Origin of the sequence: Streptomyces sp. NPDC005722 (genome assembly GCF_040630935.1) — a bacterium.
GTDB lineage: Bacteria > Actinomycetota > Actinomycetes > Streptomycetales > Streptomycetaceae > Actinacidiphila.
The window spans coordinates 41202-58871 of record NZ_JBEXYN010000043.1 but is presented as its reverse complement, the minus strand read 5'-3'; the positions used below and the strand labels follow the sequence as shown (position 1 = coordinate 58871).

The window sequence follows — 17670 nt, the reverse complement described above, 5'->3', positions numbered from 1 at the left end:
GAAGGCAGACGGCATGACCGGGCAGGCACTCGTCACCACCCCGTTCGGAGCGCGGACCACCGCGGCGGAGGTCGTCGCCGGCGTGGACCTCACAGGACGGCGGGCCGTCGTCACCGGCGGCTCCTCGGGCATCGGCGTGGAGACGGCACGCGCCCTCGCCGCCGCGGGCGCCGAGGTCACCCTGGCCGTACGCGACACCGCGGCGGGTGAGCGGGTCGCCGCCGCCATCACCGCGGGGACCGGGAACCCGCGGGTCCTGTCGGCCCCCCTCGACCTGGCCGACCGGGCGTCGGTCGCCGCGTTCGCCGCCGCGTGGGAGGGACCGCTGCACATCCTGGTCGCCAACGCGGGCGTCATGGCGTCCCCCGAGACCCGCACCCCCGAGGGCTGGGAGCTGCAGTTCGCCACCAACCACCTCGGCCACTTCGCCCTGGCCACCGGACTGCACCCCGCGCTCAGGGCCGCCGGTGACGCCCGCGTGGTGGTGGTCGCCTCGGTCGGCCACGTGAACGGCGACGTCCTCTTCGGCGACGTCAACTTCGAGCGCCGGCCCTACGACGCCTGGGCCGCCTACAGCCAGTCCAAGACCGCAAACGTGCTGTTCGCGGTGGAGGCGGCCACGCGCTGGGCCGGCGACGGCATCAGCGTCAACGCCCTCAACCCCGGCCGGATCGCCGAGACCAACCTCGCCCGGCACATCGGATCGGCCCTCAACGCCCCCGCGTCCTTCGAGCCCGGCCGGAGCGACGGCGTCTCGGTGAAGAACATCGAGCAGGGCGCCGCCACCTCGGTGCTGCTCGCGGCGTCCCCGCTGGTCGAGGGCGTCACCGGCCGGTACTTCGAGGACTGCGCCGAGGCCGCTCCGCACCGGCCGGGCCTGCGCCGCGGGGTGGCCGCCCACGCCGTGGACCCGCGGAGCGCCGCGCGTCTGTGGCAGCTCTCCCTCGACCTGCTCGCTGCCGCGCCCCCGGTCGTCCCCTGACCCCGGTCGCATCCTGAGCCCGGCCCCGGGCCGGGCCCGGGAGGGGAAGCCGCACAGTCGCCGGCGCGGGCACCTTGCCCTCTTGTTCGTCACCTGTCAAAATGGTGACATGATGCATGTGTTCAAGTGCGGTCTGCCCGTGCTGGACTTCGTGGGCACCCTGAGGCGCCGCCGCAACCCGGACCCCCAGGAGATGCTCACGACGCCGGAGAGCCTGGACGCCTGGTTCCGCGAGTCGGGACTCGTCGACGTCGACGTGCGCTCGCAGCCGAACGACGTGGCGGACGCGGTCTCCCTCCGGGAGGCGGTCTTCTCGCTCGTCAGCTCCGCCCTGAACAAGAGGGGTTACGAGAGTGACGCGCTGGCGCTCCTCAACGCGGCGGCACGCGGCCCGTCCGCCGTCCCGCAGCTGACCAGGGAGGGGCGCAGGGTCGAGGCGACGGCGCAGCAGGCGTTGTCGTCGCTGGCCCGCGAGGCCGTGCGGCTGCTCAGCGGCCCTGACGCGGAGCTGGTCAAGGAGTGCAGCAGGCCGGAGTGCACGCAGATCTACCTCGACCGCTCGCACGGCAGCCGCCGCGAGTGGTGCGCCATGGACCCCTGCGGCAACCGCGTGAAGGCCGCGGCGTACCGCGCGCGGAAGAAGGCGGCCAAGCCGCCGGCCGTGGCCGGCGCGCGCGGCGCGTAGCCCCGCGACACGCCAGGCGGCCGGGCCCCGGGATCGGGGACCGGCCGCCTGCCGTGCGGGCGCGGGAGCGGTTCAGGGCTCCCGGGAGTGCTTCGCCGCCGGGCGGTCCTCCTCCAGCCAGTGGGCGTGCCACCGCTTCGCCCAGCCGAGGGACACGTAGCCCGTGCGCATCCCGAGCCGGGCCTCGGGGTCCTGGAACGCCTTGCGCAGGTGACCGATCACCACCAGGGCGATCGCCCAGGCCAGGACGTCGTGCACGAAGATCGCGCTGGTGCGGGAGACCGCGGGCAGCAGCCCGGTGAACCACATCAGCAGCCCGGTGCCCGTCATGACCAGCACGGCCCCGGCGAGCCAGCCCGCGTAGAGCTTCTGACCGGCGTTGAACTTGCCGGCGGGCCGCAGGTCCGGGGCGGTCAGACGCTTGCGCGCCGCCCGCAGCCAACGCCGGTCGTACGAGGCGAAACGGTTCAGCCTGCGCAGGTCGGCGCGGAAGGCCGGGGAGGCCAGACCGAGCAGGAGGGGCAGCGGAAGCAGGATCCCCGACCACTCGTGGACCGTCGCGACCAGGTGGCGCCGCCCGACGAGCTGGGCCAGCGGCCCCAGGTAGAGGCAGGCCGCGGTCGTCAGGCAGAGCAGCATCAGCAGACCGGTGCCGCGGTGCACCCAGCGCTCGGCCCGGGTGAACCGCAGCACGCGCGCCGCGCGCTCAGGCGGCCTGCGCGCCGCCGCGCCGGTCGGCGCCGTCGAGCCAGCCGTCGACGTCATAGCCGTACTCCTCCCAGTAGCCGGGGACGACCTCGTCGGTCACGGTGATTCCGGACAGCCACTTGGCCGACTTGTAGAAGTACATGGGAGCGGCGTAGAGCCGGACGGGACCGCCGTGCTCATGGCTGACCGGCTTGTCCTGCATCTTCAGGGCGACCAGCATGTCGGGGCGGCGTGCCTGATCGAGGGTCAGGCTCTCGGTGTACACGCCGTCGAAGCAGGTGAAGTGGATCGCCTTGGCGTCGGGACGGACGCCCGCGGCGTCCAGCAGGTCCGACAGCGGCACGCCCTCGAAGGGGGTGTCCGCCACCCGCCACCCGTCGGTGCACTGCACGTCGCGCACGATCCGCCGCTGCGGGAGGGCGCGCAGCTCGTCGAGGGTGTACGTGCGCGGCCGGTCGACGAGACCGTTGACCCGCAGCCGGTAGGTCCGCGCGTCCTTGCGGGGCACCGAGCCGACGACGCTGTAGTAGCGGAAGCCGCCCGGGTTGGGCAGCACTCCGGTCAGTCCCGTGGGGTCCGCCTGCGAGGCGGCTCCGAGGAAGTTCTCCCAGCCGCGCTGCAGCCAGGGCGCCGCGGCGACGCCCGCGACCCCGGCGCCGAGCATGCCGAGCATGGCGCGGCGTGCGACGGGGGCCCCGCGCTCCGGCCGGCTCTCCTGGTCGCTCATGGTCACGCCTCCTTCCGCGAGACGAACTCGGCGGCCCGTTCGGCGATGGCGTAGACCGTCGCGTTGGTGTTCCCCGAGACGATCGACGGCATCACCGACGCGTCGGCGACGCGCAGCCCCTCCAGGCCGCGGACCCTCAGCTCCTCGTCGACGACGGCGCCCTCGTCGGTGCCGAGCCGGCACGTGCCGACCGGGTGGAAGTAGGAGGCCAGGCCCCGGTGGAGGTAGGCCGCGATCGCCGCGTCGTCCTCGACGTCCGGGCCGGGCAGCACCTCCTCGCCGCGCCAGCCGTCGAGCGCCCTCGCCCGGCCGATCTCGCGGGCCGCGCGGATGCCGGCGACCATGGCCCGCAGGTCGCGCGGGTCGCTGTAGTACCGCGGGTCGACGAGCGGGGCGGTGCCCGGCGAGGGGGCCGCAAGCCGCACCGTGCCGCGGCTGTGCGGGCGCATCAGCGACACGCGGATCGTGTAGCCCTCGCGCGGCCCCGCGAGGGCGGGGGAGTGGCTCGGCACGTCGACGAAGATGATCTGCAGGTCGGGGGCGTCGGCCGCGGGCGTGCTGCGCAGCAGGCCGAGGGCCTCCCCGTGGTTGTTCCGGGCAACGGGGACCGGGCGGGCGGCGGAGTGGACCACGCCCGCCATCACATGGTCCTGCAGACCGCTTCCCACGCCGGGCAGGTCGTGGACGGCCTCGACGCCGGTCTCGCGCAGGTGCCGGTGCGGGCCGATGCCCGAGAGCATAAGCAGGTGCGGGGTGCCGATGGCGCCGGCCGTGAGGACCACCTCGCGGGTGGCGCGGGCGGTGACCCGCTCTCCGCCGGCGGTGTACGCCACGCCGGTGCAGCGGTCGCCGTCCAGCAGGACGCGCTGGACGAGCGCACCGGTCACGACGCGGAGGCCCGCCCGTCCGGAGGCGGGCGTGAGGTAGGCGTCGGCGGCGCTCTGACGCCGGCCGTCGACGATGTTCAGGTCCGGCCGGCCGAAGCCCTCCTCCAGCCCGGAGCTGATGTCGCGGGCCCTGCGGTGGCCCGCCTCGGCGGCCGCTTCCAGACAGGCCTCCAGCACGGGGTTCGGCTCGCGGGCGGGGGCGACGGTCAGGGGCCCGTGCTGCCCGCGCGTACGGGGGTCACGGCCCTGCGCGCGCTCGCTGCGCATGAGGTACGGCAGGAGGGCGTCGAAGTCCCAGCCCTCGGCGCCGCCGGCGGCCCAGGCGTCGTAGGAGCTGCGGTGCCCACGGGTGAAGACCATGGCGTTGATCGCCGACGAGCCGCCGAGGCCGCGGCCCCGCGCGAGGGGGACGGACGCGCCGCCCGCGGCCTGCTCGGTCGTGCGGTCGCCCCAGTCGGACGACGTGCCCAGCAGCCGCGGCCACGCGGGGGGCACCGGCATCACGTCGGGCACCTCGGACCCGCCCGCCTCCAGCAGGAGGACGCGGGCGTCGCCGTCCTCGGACAGGCGCGCGGCCAGCACGCTGCCCGCCGTTCCCGCGCCCACCACGACGTAGTCGTACTCCACAGCCTGGCTCACGCAGCCTCTCCCGTTCCGGTGGCGCGATGACCGCCTCGTCACCCATTGAAGTGGTGACGACACTGGCACATGGCAACGTCACCTGTCAAGGTGGTGATTCATTCCAAGGAATGGACTTCTGCTCCGCAACCGGACCGTGAATGCCCGTTTTGGGGCGGCTATGTCCCGGCACTTACTTGCATGATGCAGCTCTCCCTTGATCTACTCCTTGACGCAGCAAGCGCCATGTGGCCGGGGCCCGCGGCTCCCGTGTGCACGCCCGTCCGGACAGGAAGAGGATCTCCGTGAGTTTCCACCGTCGGGGCGGTGAGGCACAGGGGCGCCGTGCGACTGCGACACAGCGGCCGGATCCGTCCGCGAACACGGCCCGCGCCCTTCCTTCCCTGCCGGATCCCCGGTGCGGGAACGGGAGTCGCGGCGGGTGCCGGGAATCCGGCTGATGGACCCCCGCGCCCTTCCCGTGCGGCCGCCCGGTTCGGGATTCCACGGCCGACCGGACGCGCGTGGCTCGATAGTGACGGCGCCTCAGTTCCGCGGGTTGCGGCGTGAGTAGAATCCGCGAGCCTTCCACGGGGCGGCGACACGTCACATCGCAGTGTGGCCGGGGGAATCGGCCCCCTTCGTTCAAGATTTGGGATCGTTCATGACTTCAGAGACATCCACCCGCCGGCATGCCAAACGGCGCCGGCCCGGCCTGCTGGCCGCGGCCGGCGCGCTGGTGGTCGCCGGTTCGGTGGCCGTGCCGCTGACGGCGCAGGCCACCGGCGCCGCGCCGGCGGACACCGCCCGGCAGCGCGACTTCGCCGCGGCGGCCGAGGAGTACCACGTGCCGGAGCAGCTGCTGCTGGCCGTGGCGTACCAGGAGTCCGCCTGGGACGGACACGCCGGCGGGCACAGCGCCGCGGGCGGCTACGGCCCGATGCACCTCACCGACGTCACCACCGAGATGGTGGCCGGCGGCGCCGCCGGAGCGGCCGGCCGCAGCGACATCGCGTCCTTCGTCGCCGACCCGGCGCAGCACACCCTGCAGGCCGCGGCGAAGCTGACCGGCCTGTCCGCGGAGGAACTGCGCGGCGACCCGGCCGCGAACATCCGCGGCGGCGCGGCGCTGCTGGCGTCGTACCAGAAGGCCACCGGCGGCTCGGTCTCCGCCGAGGCCGGTGACTGGTACGGGGCGGTCGCCCGCTACAGCCAGGCCTCGCAGGCGCAGGGCGCCAAGGCCTTCGCGAACCGCGTCTTCGCCACCCTGGCCAAGGGCGCCGGCCGGACCACGACGGACGGGCAGCGGGTCCGCCTCGCCGCCATGCCGCAGGTCGAGCCCGCCACGGGCCAGTTGGCCAAGCTGCGCCTGAAGGTCGCCGCCACCGCGGACACCGAGTGCCCCACCACCGTGGACTGCACCTTCGTGCCGGCGGCGTCGAGCAACGGCCAGGTCTCCAGCCGGCCGGCCAACGGCATCCGGATCGACACCATCGTCATCCACGACATCGAGGGCTCCTACGAGTCCGCCATCGCCACCTTCCAGACCCCGGGCAGCTCGGCCGCCTCGCACTACGTGATGCGGTCCTCGGACGGCGCCGTGACGCAGATGATGCCCACGAAGGACATCGCCTTCCACGCGGGCAACTACTCGTCCAACATGCACTCCATCGGCATCGAGCACGAGGGCTTCGCCGCGCACGGGGCCGACTGGTACACCGAGGCGCAGTACGAGGCCACCGCCGAGCTGGTGAAGTACCTGGCCGAACGCTTCGACATCCCGCTGGACCGGCAGCACATCGTCGGCCACGACAACGTTGTCGGCCCGTCGTCGGCGACCGTTTCCGGCATGCACTGGGACCCGGGTCCGTCCTGGGACTGGGAGCACTTCATGGACCTCGTCGGCGCGCCCGCCGAGGGCAAGCGCGGCGTCGGCGACGTCGGTTCCGTGGTGACCATCGCCCCCGGCTTCGAGCACAACGAGCAGACCGTCGAGATCTGCCCGAGCGACGACCCGACCGGTGCCACCCCTGAGTGCACCAAGGTGACGCAGCCGTCGAACTCCCTGTTCGTGCGCACCGCCCCCAGCGACACCGCGCCCCTCTTCGGTGACCAGGCGATCCACTCCGGTGGCAACGGCACCGACCGGATCAACGACTGGGGCAACACCGTCCAGGCCGGCCAGCAGTTCGTGGTCGCCGGCAAGGAGGGCCCCTGGACCGCGATCTGGTTCAGCGGCGCGAAGGTGTGGTTCCACAACCCGAAGGGCGCCAACACCCTCGTGGCGCGCGGCGGTTACACCCTGATCAAGGCCGGCGTCACCCCCGCCACGCCGCCCGCCAAGGTGTACGGCCTCAGCTACCCCGACGTGTCCGAGTACCCGCCCGGGTACGGCGCCTCGACGATGGCCCCGCTGAGCATGTACTCCATCCCGTCCGGCCAGGCCTACGTCGCCACCGCGGCGCCGGCCCTGACTGACGACTACTTCAAGGCCGACGGCAAGGTCGTCTTCGGCGCCAAGAAGATGTACACCATCCAGTTCAACCACCGGGTGGCCCTGGTGTACGCGAACGACGTCATCGCCACGCAGCGCCCCGCGCACAACGGCTGACACACGTACGACGCAGTGAGGGTGGGGCCCGTGAGCCACGGCTTCCGGGCCCCACCCGCGTCCGGGCCCCCGGTCCTCCCCCCACCCCGCCCTCCCGCCGGCGACCGGTCCGGCAGCGCGGCGAGCGCCGGCTCGCCGACCGCACCACTTCTGGAGCCACAGGTGCGCACAGCACTCCTGCCCGCAGCCCTCGCCACCGCCGCCCTGGGGGTGTCCGCCGTCTCCTGCGCGGACGTGCCGCGCCCCGGTGACGACCCCCGTCCCGGCGGCACGGCCGCGGAGGCGCCCGCGCAGGAACTGCGGGTCGGGGCCGTCTGCTCCTCCCACTTCGCGTTCGCCACCGACGTCTCGTGCGGGCTGGTGGAGCTCGGCGACGTCCGCTTCCACTGCGCGGGCGAGCACGACGGCCCCTGTCCCCGGACCCGTTCCGTGACGTTCGAGAACATCGGCAGGACCTCGGTGCGGCTGGTGGCGGTCAGCGGCTCGGTGCCGGGGGAGCGGCACGAGAGCGTGTCCCGCGCGCTGCCGACCGGTGCCCGGGCGGTCGTGGCGCCGCGGGCCGGCGACCGGTTCCTCTACGACGTCCTCCTGCGCGCGCGGACCGGTTCGGCGGCCGTCGGGGTCGTCGCCGTCTCCTGAAGGCGGCGGGCGGCAGGACCCCCAGGAAGCACGAGGTGGCGGTGTGGTTAACATATGAGCACCGCCTAGCTCGAAAGATAAGCCTGTGACTGTCAATGACGACTCGTTCACCGACTGGAAGCACCGCGAGGAGATCGCGGAATCGATGATCCCGATCATCGGGAAGCTGCACAGGGAGCGGGACGTGACCGTCCTGCTGCACAGCCGCTCCCTGGTGAACACGTCGGTGATCAGCATCCTCAAGGCCCACCGGTTCGTCCGGCAGATCGCCGGGGAGGAGCTGTCGGTCACCGAGACGCTGCCGTTCCTGCGGGCCCTCACCACGCTCGACCTCGGACCCTCCCAGATCGACCTCGGGATGCTCGCCGCGGGCTACCGGGACGACGACCGCGGGCTGTCCGTCGAGGAGTTCACCGCGCAGGCCGTCGCGGGCGCCACGGGTGACGGCAAGATCGAGCGCCGGGAGCCGCGTGACGTCGTCCTCTACGGCTTCGGCCGCATCGGCCGTCTCCTGGCCCGGCTGCTGATCGAGAAGGCCGGGTCCGGCAACGGCCTGCGGCTGCGTGCCGTCGTCGTCCGCAGGGGTTCCGGGCAGGACCTCGTCAAGCGCGCCTCGCTGCTGCGGCGCGACTCCGTCCACGGCCAGTTCCAGGGCACGATCACCGTGGACGAGGCGAACGGCACCATCATCGCCAACGGCAACGTCATCAAGGTGATCTACGCCGACGACCCGGCGTCGGTCGACTACACCGCGCACGGCATCAAGGACGCCATCCTCATCGACAACACCGGGCGGTGGCGCGACCGCGAGGGACTGTCGCAGCACCTGCGGCCCGGTGTCGACAAGGTCGTCCTGACCGCGCCGGGCAAGGGGGACGTGCCCAACGTCGTGCACGGCGTCAACCACGACATGATCAAGCCGGACGAGCGGATCCTGTCCTGCGCCTCCTGCACCACCAACGCCATCGTGCCGCCGCTGAAGGCGATGGCCGACGAGTACGGCGTCCTGCGCGGCCACGTCGAGACGGTCCACTCCTTCACCAACGACCAGAACCTGCTGGACAACTACCACGGCTCCGACCGCCGTGGCCGCTCGGCGGCGCTCAACATGGTCATCACCGAGACCGGCGCCGCCTCGGCCGTCGCCAAGGCGCTGCCCGACCTCAAGGCGAAGATCACCGGCAGCTCGATCCGCGTGCCCGTACCGGACGTCTCGATCGCGATCCTCAGCCTGCAGCTCGGCCGCGAGACCACCCGTGAGGAGGTCCTCGACCACCTCCGCGAGGTGTCGCTGACCTCGCCGCTCAAGCGCCAGATCGACTTCATCAGCGCCCCCGACGCCGTCTCCAGCGACTTCGTCGGCTCGCGGCACGCCTCGATCGTCGACGCCGGCGCCACCAAGGTCGACGGTGACAACGCCATCCTCTACCTCTGGTACGACAACGAGTTCGGCTACTCCTGCCAGGTCATCCGGGTCGTCCAGCACGTCTCCGAGGTCGAGTACCCGACCTACCCGGCCCCGCGGGCCTGACGGTCGGGCGCGCCGGTGCGCCGCCGCGGCCCCGGCCGCAATTCGTTTGCGCGCACCGGCGGGCGGCCCGCAGCATGGGCCGCATGAGAGCGATGCCGACGCCGGCGGGCGGGTACTGAGTGACCGTGCACGAGGAAGAGCGCCTGGTCCTGCGCGGGCCCGGAGGACTGCCGGAACTGACGTACGTCGAGGGGGTCCGGGACGGCCGCCCGTGGGCCGACCTCGCCCAGGCGGTGGGGCCCGACCCCGTCCCGGCCGTGCTCGCGGGCATGCGGGGGTGGGCCGTGTCGGGTTCCGTCGAACTCGGCGAGCAGCTCGTACGGCACGGTGCCCGGGTGCTCCGGCACGCGCACGGAATGGCGCGGGACCTCGTCGACGACCCCCCGCCGCGCGAGTGGGCCACCTCGCCCCTGCCGGACGGGCTGCGCGCCGTGCCCTGCGACCGCGGGGCCCGGGAGCTGTTCCCCGCCTGGCGCGCCGCCTTCGGACCCGGTCATCCCGACCACGTCCAGGGCGGTGACGAGGAGGCCCTCGACAGCCAGCTGGCCCCGCTGCTGGCGGGCGCCGTGCTCGGGCCCGTCCTGCCGTGCAGCACCCTGGCCGTCGACGAGGCCGACCAGGTGGTCGCGGGGGTCGTCGTGACGGACCGGGACGGCCTCCCGTGGGTCACGACGGTCTTCCGGCAGCCGGATTCCCGCTACGCCGGTCTCGGTTCGCGGCTGCTGCGCCGGGTGCTGGCGGACGCGGCGGCGGGCGGTCTGTCGCGGATCGGCCTGGCGGTGAGCGACGCCAACCCCGCCCGCCGGCTGTACGAGCGGCTCGGGTTCGCCGTCACCGACACATCACTCACCGTCCTCGTCCCCTGAGGGACCCGGATGCCACCGGCGGCGGGGTCAACCGCCGCCGGTGAAGCGGGCGTTCAGCAGGGCGAGCCGGCGCCCGTGCGCCGCCTCCGGCAGCCGTCCGCTGCGCATGAGGGTGACCAGGCCGTGCAGGGCGGCCCAGTAGGTCTCCGTGAGGAGGTCCGGTGCGTCGCCGGCACCCGCGACCGGCTCGACGGCCCGCAGCAGTTCGCCGAACGCCTCGCGCAGGGCCGCCGGGGCCTCGGACGTGGCGAACGGCAGGCCGACGTGGTGGGTGAACATCGCGTCGTAGAGGGCCGGCCGCCGCCGCGCGAACGCCGTGTACGCCTCGCCCACCGCGGCGAAGGTCTCCCGTGGGCCCGGCGCCTCGGTACGCGCGCGGCGCAGTTCGGCGGCGAGTTCCGCGAAGCCCTGCACCGCGACGGCGGCCATGATGGCGTCCTTGCCCTTGAAGTGGCTGTACAGGACGGGCTGGCTGTACTCGATCTCGGCGGCCAGCCGCCGTGTGGTGACCGCGTCCCAGCCCTCGGCCTCGGCCAGCTCCCGTGCGGCCGTGATGATCAGCTGCTCGCGGTCGGCTCGCTCGCGCTCCCGGCGCGTCCGGATCGTCATGACGAAATTCTAGCACTGCTAGACCTTCTGTCGATGCTCTGCTAGCTTCGCTCTTGCCCCTAGCGCTGCTAGCAAGGAGTTCCGGACATGACCGTCACCGCCTACGCCCTCGCCGTCGTGCTCGACCTGCTGGTGCTCTTCGTCGGAGCCCGGTTCCTGTTCTGGCCCCGCCCCGCGGCCGCCGCGTACGGCGTGCCCGCCGAGGGGGACGGGGCCGGCGCCTACCTCGCCGTCAAGGGGGTGCGGGACGCGACCTTCGGCGTGATGGGCCTGGCCCTGCTCGCCCTCGCCGGCGCCCACGCCGAGGCCTGGTTCATGCTGGTCGTGGCGCTCGCCCCGCTCGGCGACACCTGGATAGTCCTGCGCCACGGCGGCACCAAGGCGGTCGCGTTCGGCATCCACTTCGCCACCGCGGTCGCCGTCCTCGTCAGCGCCGGCCTGCTCTTCGCGGTGTGAACCGGCGGTCCCGAAGACCCGACACGGCCCGCCACGACCCGGCAAGATCCGTCACGACCCGGCACCACCCGGACAAGGAGCCCGCCATGTCATTGATCGTGCCCGACTTCGATGCTTCCGTGATCGTCCGCTCCACCGAGGCCGAGGTCATCGGCCGCGCCCCCACCACCGTCCGGCTGCTCGCCGACAGCAGTGCGACGGGCGGCGCGCTCTCCACCCAGCGCGTGACCCTGACCGGCGGCGCCGACGGCGCCCGGCCGCACCGGCACGACAGGTCGGCCGAGATGTTCTACATGCTGGACGGCGAGGCCCGGTTCCTGTCCGGGGACGAGGTCGTCACGGCCGGGGCCGGCGACCTGGTCGTCGTCCCGCCCGGTCGCCCGCACGCCTTCGCCGCGGCGCCCGGCTGCGACGCCGACATGCTCATCGTCATCACCCCGGGCGTCGAACGCTTCGAGTACTTCCGCCACTTGCAGCGGATCGCCCTGGGCGAGGCCACCCCGGAGAGCCTGCTGGAGGTGCAGGAACGGTACGACACCCACTTCCTGCACAACGCCGCCTGGGACCGGCGGGGCTGAGTCCGGCGGGCCGGGGCCCGGCTGGGATCATCCTCGGATGCGCCAGATCGACGAGTTGACCGACGTGGACGCCCCGGCCTGGCCGGAGCTGGAGACCATGCTCACCGCCGCCCCCGTGCCCGTCCGGGTGCTGCCCGCGGATCCCGGCGAAGGGCGCCGGTGCCTGCTGCAGTTGCAGGTGACGGCCCGGTCGGCGCTGGGCGCCCTGGTGCTGAACACCGGCGGGCTGCTCCTGGACGACGGATGGGTGCGGGTGTTCGGCGGCGGCGGGACGGCCGAGGGGGGCCTGCCGAGCCTGGGGCGGGTCAACCGCTTCCCGGCGGCCCTCGACCCGGCCTGGCACCCCGGCACCGGGCTCGTCGTCGGCCAGGACGTGCTGGGCGGGGTGTTCGCACTCAACGGCCACGATCCCGCCGCCGTGGGACGCCCCGGGGCGCCCGGCCGGATGACGTACTTCGCGCCCGACACCCTCGCCTGGGAGGCGATGGACATGGGCTACGCCGAGTGGGTCGCGTGGCTGCTCTCGGGGCGGACGGCGATGTTCTACGAGGGGCTGCGCCCGCCGGTGTGGCGCGAGGAGGCCGCGGCACTCGCCCCGTCGCAGGGGCTCGCCGTGTACCCGTTCCTGTGGTCCGAGGAGGCGCACGCCGACCTCGCGGCGACGACCCGGACGGCGGTCCCGATGCGCGAACTCCTGGGCACCGCCGCCGACTTCGCCCGGCGGACGGGCCCGGCCGACCCGGGGTTCCTCGGCGAGGTGTGAGTCCCCGGCGGTTGCGGCCGCAGGTCACCGCGGGTGCGCGGGTGAAGTACCTTAAGGGGGGTCTGGTTTGGCTCGCGGGATCGAGGTCGTACGACGTGCTGGTGGCGGATCGGTATCGCTTGGACGCGCCCATCGGCCGCGGCGGCATGGGCGAGGTGTGGCGGGCGACCGACGAGGTGCTGGGACGTTCCGTCGCGGTCAAGCTGCTGCTGGGCGACGGTTCCGACCCCTCGGCGGCCGCGCGGTTCCGGCTGGAGGCGCAGACGGCCGCGCGTCTGGGGCACCCGCACGTCGTGGCGGTCTTCGACTTCGGGGCCTGGGACGGGCGGTTCTTCCTCGTCATGGAACTGGTCGAGGGCGACAGCCTCGCCCAGTTGCTGGAGGCCGGGCACCTGCTGACCGCCGATCACGTCGCGGTCGTCGCCGCGCAGGCCGCCGCGGGACTGGCGGCCGCCCACCAGCAGGGCATCGTCCACCGCGACATCAAACCGGGCAACCTGATGCTCGACGCCGCGGGATCGCTCAAGATCGGTGACTTCGGGATAGCCCGGTTCGTCGACGACCCCGCCGCCGGGCTCACCATGACCGGGCAGATCGTCGGCACCAGCCTCTACCTCGCGCCCGAACGGGCCCTGGGCCGGACGGCGGGACCCGCCTCCGACGTGTACGCCCTCGGCTGCGTCCTCTACCAACTGCTGACGGGCCGCGCGCCCTTCCAGGGCGACAGCGCGACGGCGCTGCTCTACCAGCACATCGACAGTGCGCCCGTGCCGCCCTCCCAGCTGGGCGCCGACCTGCCCTCCGCCTTCGAGGACTACCTGCTCGGGCTCCTGGCCAAGCAGCCCGAGGAGCGGCCGACGGCCCAGGACGTCGCCGACTGGTTCCGCACGGACGCGTGGCGCGCCCACTCCGTCCCGCCGCCGGCCACCGTGCCGCACGGCGCCCCGGGCGGGGCCGGGCACGAGGCCGGTACGGCGGCGCTGGTCCGGCCGCCGGCGACGCGCTCGGCACGCAGCGCCCGTTCGTCGGCGTCGGCGTCCAGGCGGCGGGCCGCGCCGGCGCAGCGCCGCACCCCCCGTGAGTTCATCCGCTACCGGCCCCGCGTCGCGAGCGCCATCGCCGGGGTGGTGGCCTTCGTGGTGGCCGTGATCCTCGGCATGGTCTGGTTCTCGCCGGAGAGCAGTTCCGCGAAGACCCCCACCGACGGTCCGAGCGCGACGTCGACCGGGGGGAGCGGGTCCTCGCCCGGGTCGCTCACGCCGTCCGCCGGCCAGGGCGGCGGTCAGGGTGACGACGACCAGGGCGACGACCAGGGTGACGAGTCGCAGGACGAGGACTGAGCCCGGCGGCGGTCAGCCCACGCCGCCCGCGCCCGGCGCGACGGCACCCGCCGCGACGAGCCCCAGGATCAGCACGCCGAGCAGCACGCGGTAGACCACGAACGGCGTGAAGCTGTGCGTGGAGACGTACTTGAGGAACCAGGCGATGGCCGCGTAGCCCACGGCGAAGGCGATCCCGGTGGCGAGCAGCGTCGGCCCCCAGGCGGGGGCGGATCCGTCGCCGATCTTGAACAGCTCCAGCGTGCCGGAGGCGAGCACCGCCGGGATGGCCAGCAGGAACGAGTAGCGGGCGGCCGCCTCACGGCTGTAGCCGAGGAAGAGCCCCGCGCTGATCGTGCCGCCGGAGCGGGAGACACCGGGGATGAGGGCGAGCGACTGCGCGAAGCCGTACCCGAGGGCGTGCGGGAGGGTCAGCTCGCTGATGGGCTTGGCCTTGCGGATCGCCCGGGTCCGGTCGGCCACGGCGAGGACCAGCCCGAAGAGGATCAGCACGGCGCCGGTGATCCGCAGGTCGCGCAGGGAGGTCTCGATGCTGTGCTGGAAGACGGCGCCGAGCACCGCGATGGGGACCGTCCCGATGATGACGAACCAGCCCATGCGGGCGTCGGGGTCCTTGCGCCGGTCGGGCACGAAGAGGGACGTCGTCCAGGCCTTGACGATCGAGACGATGTCGCGGCGGAAGTAGATCAGCACCGCCGTCTCGGTGCCCAGCTGCGTCACCGCGGTGAAGGCGGAACCGGGGTCCTTCCAGCCGGCCAGGGCGGAGAACACGCGCAGGTGGGCGCTGGAGGAGACGGGCAGGAACTCGGTGAGCCCCTGCAGCAGGCCGAGGACGGCGGCTTCGAACCAGGACATCGGGGGGTGACTCCACGGATGGTCGGGTCGGCACGGCCGGGCGGGACGGAGCCGCTCGGGTGAGGTGCGCGACATGAGGTCGTACGGCGGTCGTGGGGCGGTGGCGGTGCGGGTGGCCGGACGGGCGGGGGTGCGGCCCGCGGTGGAGCGGGCCGTGCGTTCACTCCAGTGGTTCCGTCGGCCCCTGCGGGCCACCCGCAGAACTACCGCGTCAGGTAAAGAAGTTCCCAAGACACCCACATGGCCGAGCAGAATCCCGCCGGCCGTGCGGTCGGGTCGCCCGTGCCACAGAGGGGCCGTCTCCATTGACGGCCTCCTTTGCGCTTCCTTTACCATGGGGGAAACCCACCGTACCGAGCACGAAGAAGGAGCCGCGGTTCCCGCGATGGACCATCCACCGAGTACCGACCGTGTCACCCCCCGACAGACCCGCCGAGGCGTGGGAACGGAGGTGACACGGTGACCGAAGTCCTGCTCCTCCTGCTGGCCCTGGTGCTGACCCTGGCCTGCGCGGTGTTCGTCGCGGCGGAGTTCTCCCTGACCACCGTCGAGCGCGGCGAGCTGGAACGTTCCGCCGCCGCCGGTGAGCGCGGCGCGGACGGCGCCCTCGAGGCCGTGCGGCGGCTGACCCTCCAGCTGTCCGGCGCGCAGCTCGGCATCACGGTGACCTCACTGGTCATCGGCATGCTCGCCGAGCCGTCCCTGGCGGTCCTGCTGAGCGGCCCCCTCCAGGCCGCCGGCCTGCCCGAGGGCGCCGTGTCCGTGACCGGGACCGTCCTCGGCGTGTTCGTCTCGACCGTCGTGCTGATGGTGATCGGCGAGCTGGTCCCCAAGAACTGGGCGATCTCCAGCCCGCTGGCCGTCGCCAAGGTGGTGGCCGGGCCGCAGCGCGGCTTCACCGCGGCCTTCTCACCCCTGATCCACCACCTCAACGACACCGCGAACCGCCTGGTGCGCCGCTTCGGCCTGGAACCGGCCGAGGAACTGGCCTCCGCCCGCACACCGGACGAGCTACGGGCCCTGGCCCGGCACTCCGCCGCCGCGGGCGTGCTGGAACCCGACTCCGCCGAGCTCTTCGTCCGCACCCTCCACCTGAGCGAGCTGACCGCGGAGAACGTCATGACCCCGCGCGTGGACGTACGGGCCCTGGGGGCCCAAGCGACCGCCGCCGACGCCGTGGCGCTCTCGCTGGCCACCGGCCTGTCCCGCTTCCCCGTCCACCGGGACGGCCTGGACGAGGTCATCGGCACCGTCCACATCCGCGACGTGCTGGCCCTCCCGGCCGGGGAGCGCGCCACCACGCCCGTGGAGGCACTGGCCACCGCCCCGCTGCTCGTCCCCGACAGCCTGCCGGTGAACCGGCTGCTGGACCGGCTGCGCAGCCGCCGCACCATGGCCGTCGTCATCGACGAGTACGGCGGCACCGCCGGTGTCGTCACCGTCGAGGACGTCGTGGAGGAGGTCGTCGGCGACGTGCGCGACGAGCACGACCCCCAGCGGCGGCCCGACCTCGCCCCCGCGGACGACGGTTCCTGGGAGGCCGACGGCAACGTCCGCATGGACCAGCTGGCCGGCATCGGCCTGACCGCGTCCGACGGCCCGTACGAGACCGTCGCCGGCCTCGTCTCGACGGAGCTGGCCCGCATCCCCGCCCCCGGGGACAGCATCGATCACGACGGCTGGCGGCTGACCGTGCTCAGCGTCGACCACCACGTGGCCGAGCGGGTGCGCGTCGCACGCATCACGGAGGACGCCCGATGACCGCGCTGCAGCTCGCCGTCGGCGCCCTCACCCTGCTGACCAACGCCTTCTTCGTGGGCGGTGAGTTCGCCCTGATCTCCGTACGCCGGAGCCAGATCGAGCCGCGCGCGCAAGCAGGCGACCGGCGCGCCCGCACCGTGCTGTGGGGCCTGCAGCACCTGTCCGCCCTGCTGGCCACCGCGCAACTGGGCATCACCGTCTCCTCGCTGGTGCTGGGCGCGGTCGCCGAGCCCGCCATCGCGCACCTGCTGGAGCCGGGTTTCGAGGCCGCGCACGTCCCGCACGGGCTGGTGCACCCGATCTCGTTCGTGATCGCCCTGACGGCGGCCACCTACCTGCACATGCTGGTCGGCGAGATGGTGCCCAAGAACATCGCGCTCGCCGCGCCCGAGCGCTCCGCGCTGCTGCTCGGCCCGCCCCTGGTGGCCGTCACACGCGCGCTGCGGCCGGTGGTCTTCGGCATCAACGCCTTCGCCAACGCCCTGCTGCGGCTGCTGCGCGTCGAGCCCAGGAACGAGGTCGCCGCCGTCTTCACCGACGACGAACTGGCCCGCCTGGTCCAGGACTCCAGCGCCGCCGGACTGCTCGACGCCACGGGCGGCGAGCGACTGCGCGACGCCCTGGAACTGGGCAGCCGCCCGGTGGGGGAGATCCTCGTGCCGGCCGCCCGCATGGTCACCGTCGGCGAGCGGGTCACCCCGGACGAGCTGGAGCGGACCGCCACCGCCTCCGGCTACTCGCGCCTGCCGGTCACCGGCCCCGACGGGGGCGTCCTGGGCTTCCTCCACATCAAGGACACCCTCGGCGTCGCCGAGCGCGACCGGCCCTTCCCCGGGAGCGCCCTCCGCCCCGTCATCAGGCTGCGCCCCACCACCCCGCTGGACGACACGCTCACCGCCCTGCGGGCCGCGGGCACCCACCTGGCCGCGGTCACCGCGGACGACGGCACGCTGCTCGGCTACGTCACCATGGAGGACGTCCTCGAGGAACTCGTCGGCCCCGCCAAGGAGGTCGAGGAGCCGGCCTGATCCGTCCCGCCCCCGGCGGGCCGCCC

17 protein-coding genes are annotated in these 17670 nt (G+C 73.5%); 12 read left to right on the top strand and 5 right to left on the bottom strand.

Annotation, left to right across the window (positions count from 1 at the left end):
- The first annotated feature begins 13 nt into the window (after positions 1-13).
- A complete protein-coding gene (locus ABZ479_RS33595) occupies positions 14-982 on the top strand; it encodes an SDR family NAD(P)-dependent oxidoreductase (RefSeq protein WP_500465085.1) in 969 nt (322 codons plus the stop codon).
- Between the two features lie 112 nt (positions 983-1094).
- Positions 1095-1667 carry a CGNR zinc finger domain-containing protein gene (locus ABZ479_RS33590; protein ID WP_500465097.1) on the top strand — a complete coding sequence of 191 codons (573 nt, stop codon included), beginning with the start codon at positions 1095-1097 and terminating at the stop codon, positions 1665-1667.
- Positions 1668-1739: 72 nt separating this feature from the next.
- Here the strand turns inward: ABZ479_RS33590 and ABZ479_RS33585 are convergent, their stop codons facing one another.
- The 3 genes from ABZ479_RS33585 to ABZ479_RS33575 are packed head-to-tail and all read right to left on the bottom strand — an operon-like array spanning position 1740 to position 4616.
- The gene (locus ABZ479_RS33585; protein WP_500465084.1) at positions 1740-2432 is read right to left on the bottom strand and encodes a cytochrome b/b6 domain-containing protein; all 693 of its coding nucleotides are present in this window, start codon (positions 2430-2432) and stop codon (positions 1740-1742) included.
- Positions 2374-3102 (bottom strand): molybdopterin-dependent oxidoreductase, encoded by a 729-nt coding sequence (locus ABZ479_RS33580; protein WP_500465083.1) that lies wholly within the window; start codon positions 3100-3102, stop codon positions 2374-2376. Before ABZ479_RS33580 ends, ABZ479_RS33585 begins: the two co-directional genes overlap by 59 nt.
- Before the next feature lie 2 nt (positions 3103-3104).
- The gene (locus ABZ479_RS33575) at positions 3105-4616 is read right to left on the bottom strand and encodes a GMC family oxidoreductase (RefSeq protein WP_500465096.1); all 1512 of its coding nucleotides are present in this window, start codon (positions 4614-4616) and stop codon (positions 3105-3107) included.
- A 655-nt stretch (positions 4617-5271) separates the two neighbouring features.
- Between ABZ479_RS33575 and ABZ479_RS33570 the strand changes: the two genes are divergently transcribed.
- From ABZ479_RS33570 to ABZ479_RS33555, 4 genes are all read left to right on the top strand, one after another.
- Positions 5272-7218 carry an N-acetylmuramoyl-L-alanine amidase gene (locus tag ABZ479_RS33570; RefSeq protein WP_500465082.1) on the top strand — a complete coding sequence of 649 codons (1947 nt, stop codon included), beginning with the start codon at positions 5272-5274 and terminating at the stop codon, positions 7216-7218.
- Positions 7219-7380: 162 nt separating this feature from the next.
- Positions 7381-7857 carry a hypothetical protein gene (locus tag ABZ479_RS33565; protein ID WP_500465081.1) on the top strand — a complete coding sequence of 159 codons (477 nt, stop codon included), beginning with the start codon at positions 7381-7383 and terminating at the stop codon, positions 7855-7857.
- A gap of 85 nt (positions 7858-7942) precedes the next feature.
- Positions 7943-9388 carry a glyceraldehyde-3-phosphate dehydrogenase gene (locus ABZ479_RS33560; RefSeq protein WP_499600917.1) on the top strand — a complete coding sequence of 482 codons (1446 nt, stop codon included), beginning with the start codon at positions 7943-7945 and terminating at the stop codon, positions 9386-9388.
- 125 nt (positions 9389-9513) lie between these two features.
- Positions 9514-10254, top strand: a complete 741-nt coding sequence (locus tag ABZ479_RS33555) for a GNAT family N-acetyltransferase (protein ID WP_500465080.1) — start codon at positions 9514-9516, stop codon at positions 10252-10254.
- A 27-nt stretch (positions 10255-10281) separates the two neighbouring features.
- On the opposite strand, the gene ABZ479_RS33550 is transcribed toward ABZ479_RS33555, so the two are convergent.
- Positions 10282-10863, bottom strand: coding sequence for a TetR/AcrR family transcriptional regulator (locus ABZ479_RS33550; RefSeq protein WP_500465079.1), 582 nt, complete (start codon positions 10861-10863; stop codon positions 10282-10284).
- 87 nt (positions 10864-10950) lie between these two features.
- Here ABZ479_RS33550 and ABZ479_RS33545 point away from each other — a divergent pair, with 87 nt between their 5' ends.
- From ABZ479_RS33545 to ABZ479_RS33530, 4 genes are all read left to right on the top strand, one after another.
- The gene (locus ABZ479_RS33545; protein ID WP_500465078.1) at positions 10951-11319 is read left to right on the top strand and encodes a DUF4267 domain-containing protein; all 369 of its coding nucleotides are present in this window, start codon (positions 10951-10953) and stop codon (positions 11317-11319) included.
- A gap of 86 nt (positions 11320-11405) precedes the next feature.
- The gene (locus ABZ479_RS33540) at positions 11406-11897 is read left to right on the top strand and encodes a cupin domain-containing protein (protein WP_500465077.1); all 492 of its coding nucleotides are present in this window, start codon (positions 11406-11408) and stop codon (positions 11895-11897) included.
- Between the two features lie 37 nt (positions 11898-11934).
- Complete coding sequence (locus ABZ479_RS33535) at positions 11935-12660, top strand: DUF2625 family protein (protein WP_500465076.1); 726 nt, start codon at positions 11935-11937, stop codon at positions 12658-12660.
- A gap of 119 nt (positions 12661-12779) precedes the next feature.
- Positions 12780-14000, top strand: a complete 1221-nt coding sequence (locus tag ABZ479_RS33530) for a serine/threonine-protein kinase (protein ID WP_500465075.1) — start codon at positions 12780-12782, stop codon at positions 13998-14000.
- Positions 14001-14012: 12 nt separating this feature from the next.
- Here ABZ479_RS33530 and ABZ479_RS33525 read toward each other — a convergent pair whose 3' ends face one another.
- Complete coding sequence (locus ABZ479_RS33525) at positions 14013-14855, bottom strand: undecaprenyl-diphosphate phosphatase (RefSeq protein WP_499600906.1); 843 nt, start codon at positions 14853-14855, stop codon at positions 14013-14015.
- Between the two features lie 459 nt (positions 14856-15314).
- Here ABZ479_RS33525 and ABZ479_RS33520 point away from each other — a divergent pair, with 459 nt between their 5' ends.
- Together ABZ479_RS33520 and ABZ479_RS33515 are read left to right on the top strand one after the other, a co-directional pair.
- A complete protein-coding gene (locus ABZ479_RS33520; protein WP_500465074.1) occupies positions 15315-16616 on the top strand; it encodes a hemolysin family protein in 1302 nt (433 codons plus the stop codon).
- Positions 16613-17644 (top strand): hemolysin family protein, encoded by a 1032-nt coding sequence (locus ABZ479_RS33515; RefSeq protein WP_500465073.1) that lies wholly within the window; start codon positions 16613-16615, stop codon positions 17642-17644. Before ABZ479_RS33520 ends, ABZ479_RS33515 begins: the two co-directional genes overlap by 4 nt.
- The last annotated feature ends 26 nt before the right edge of the window (positions 17645-17670 follow it).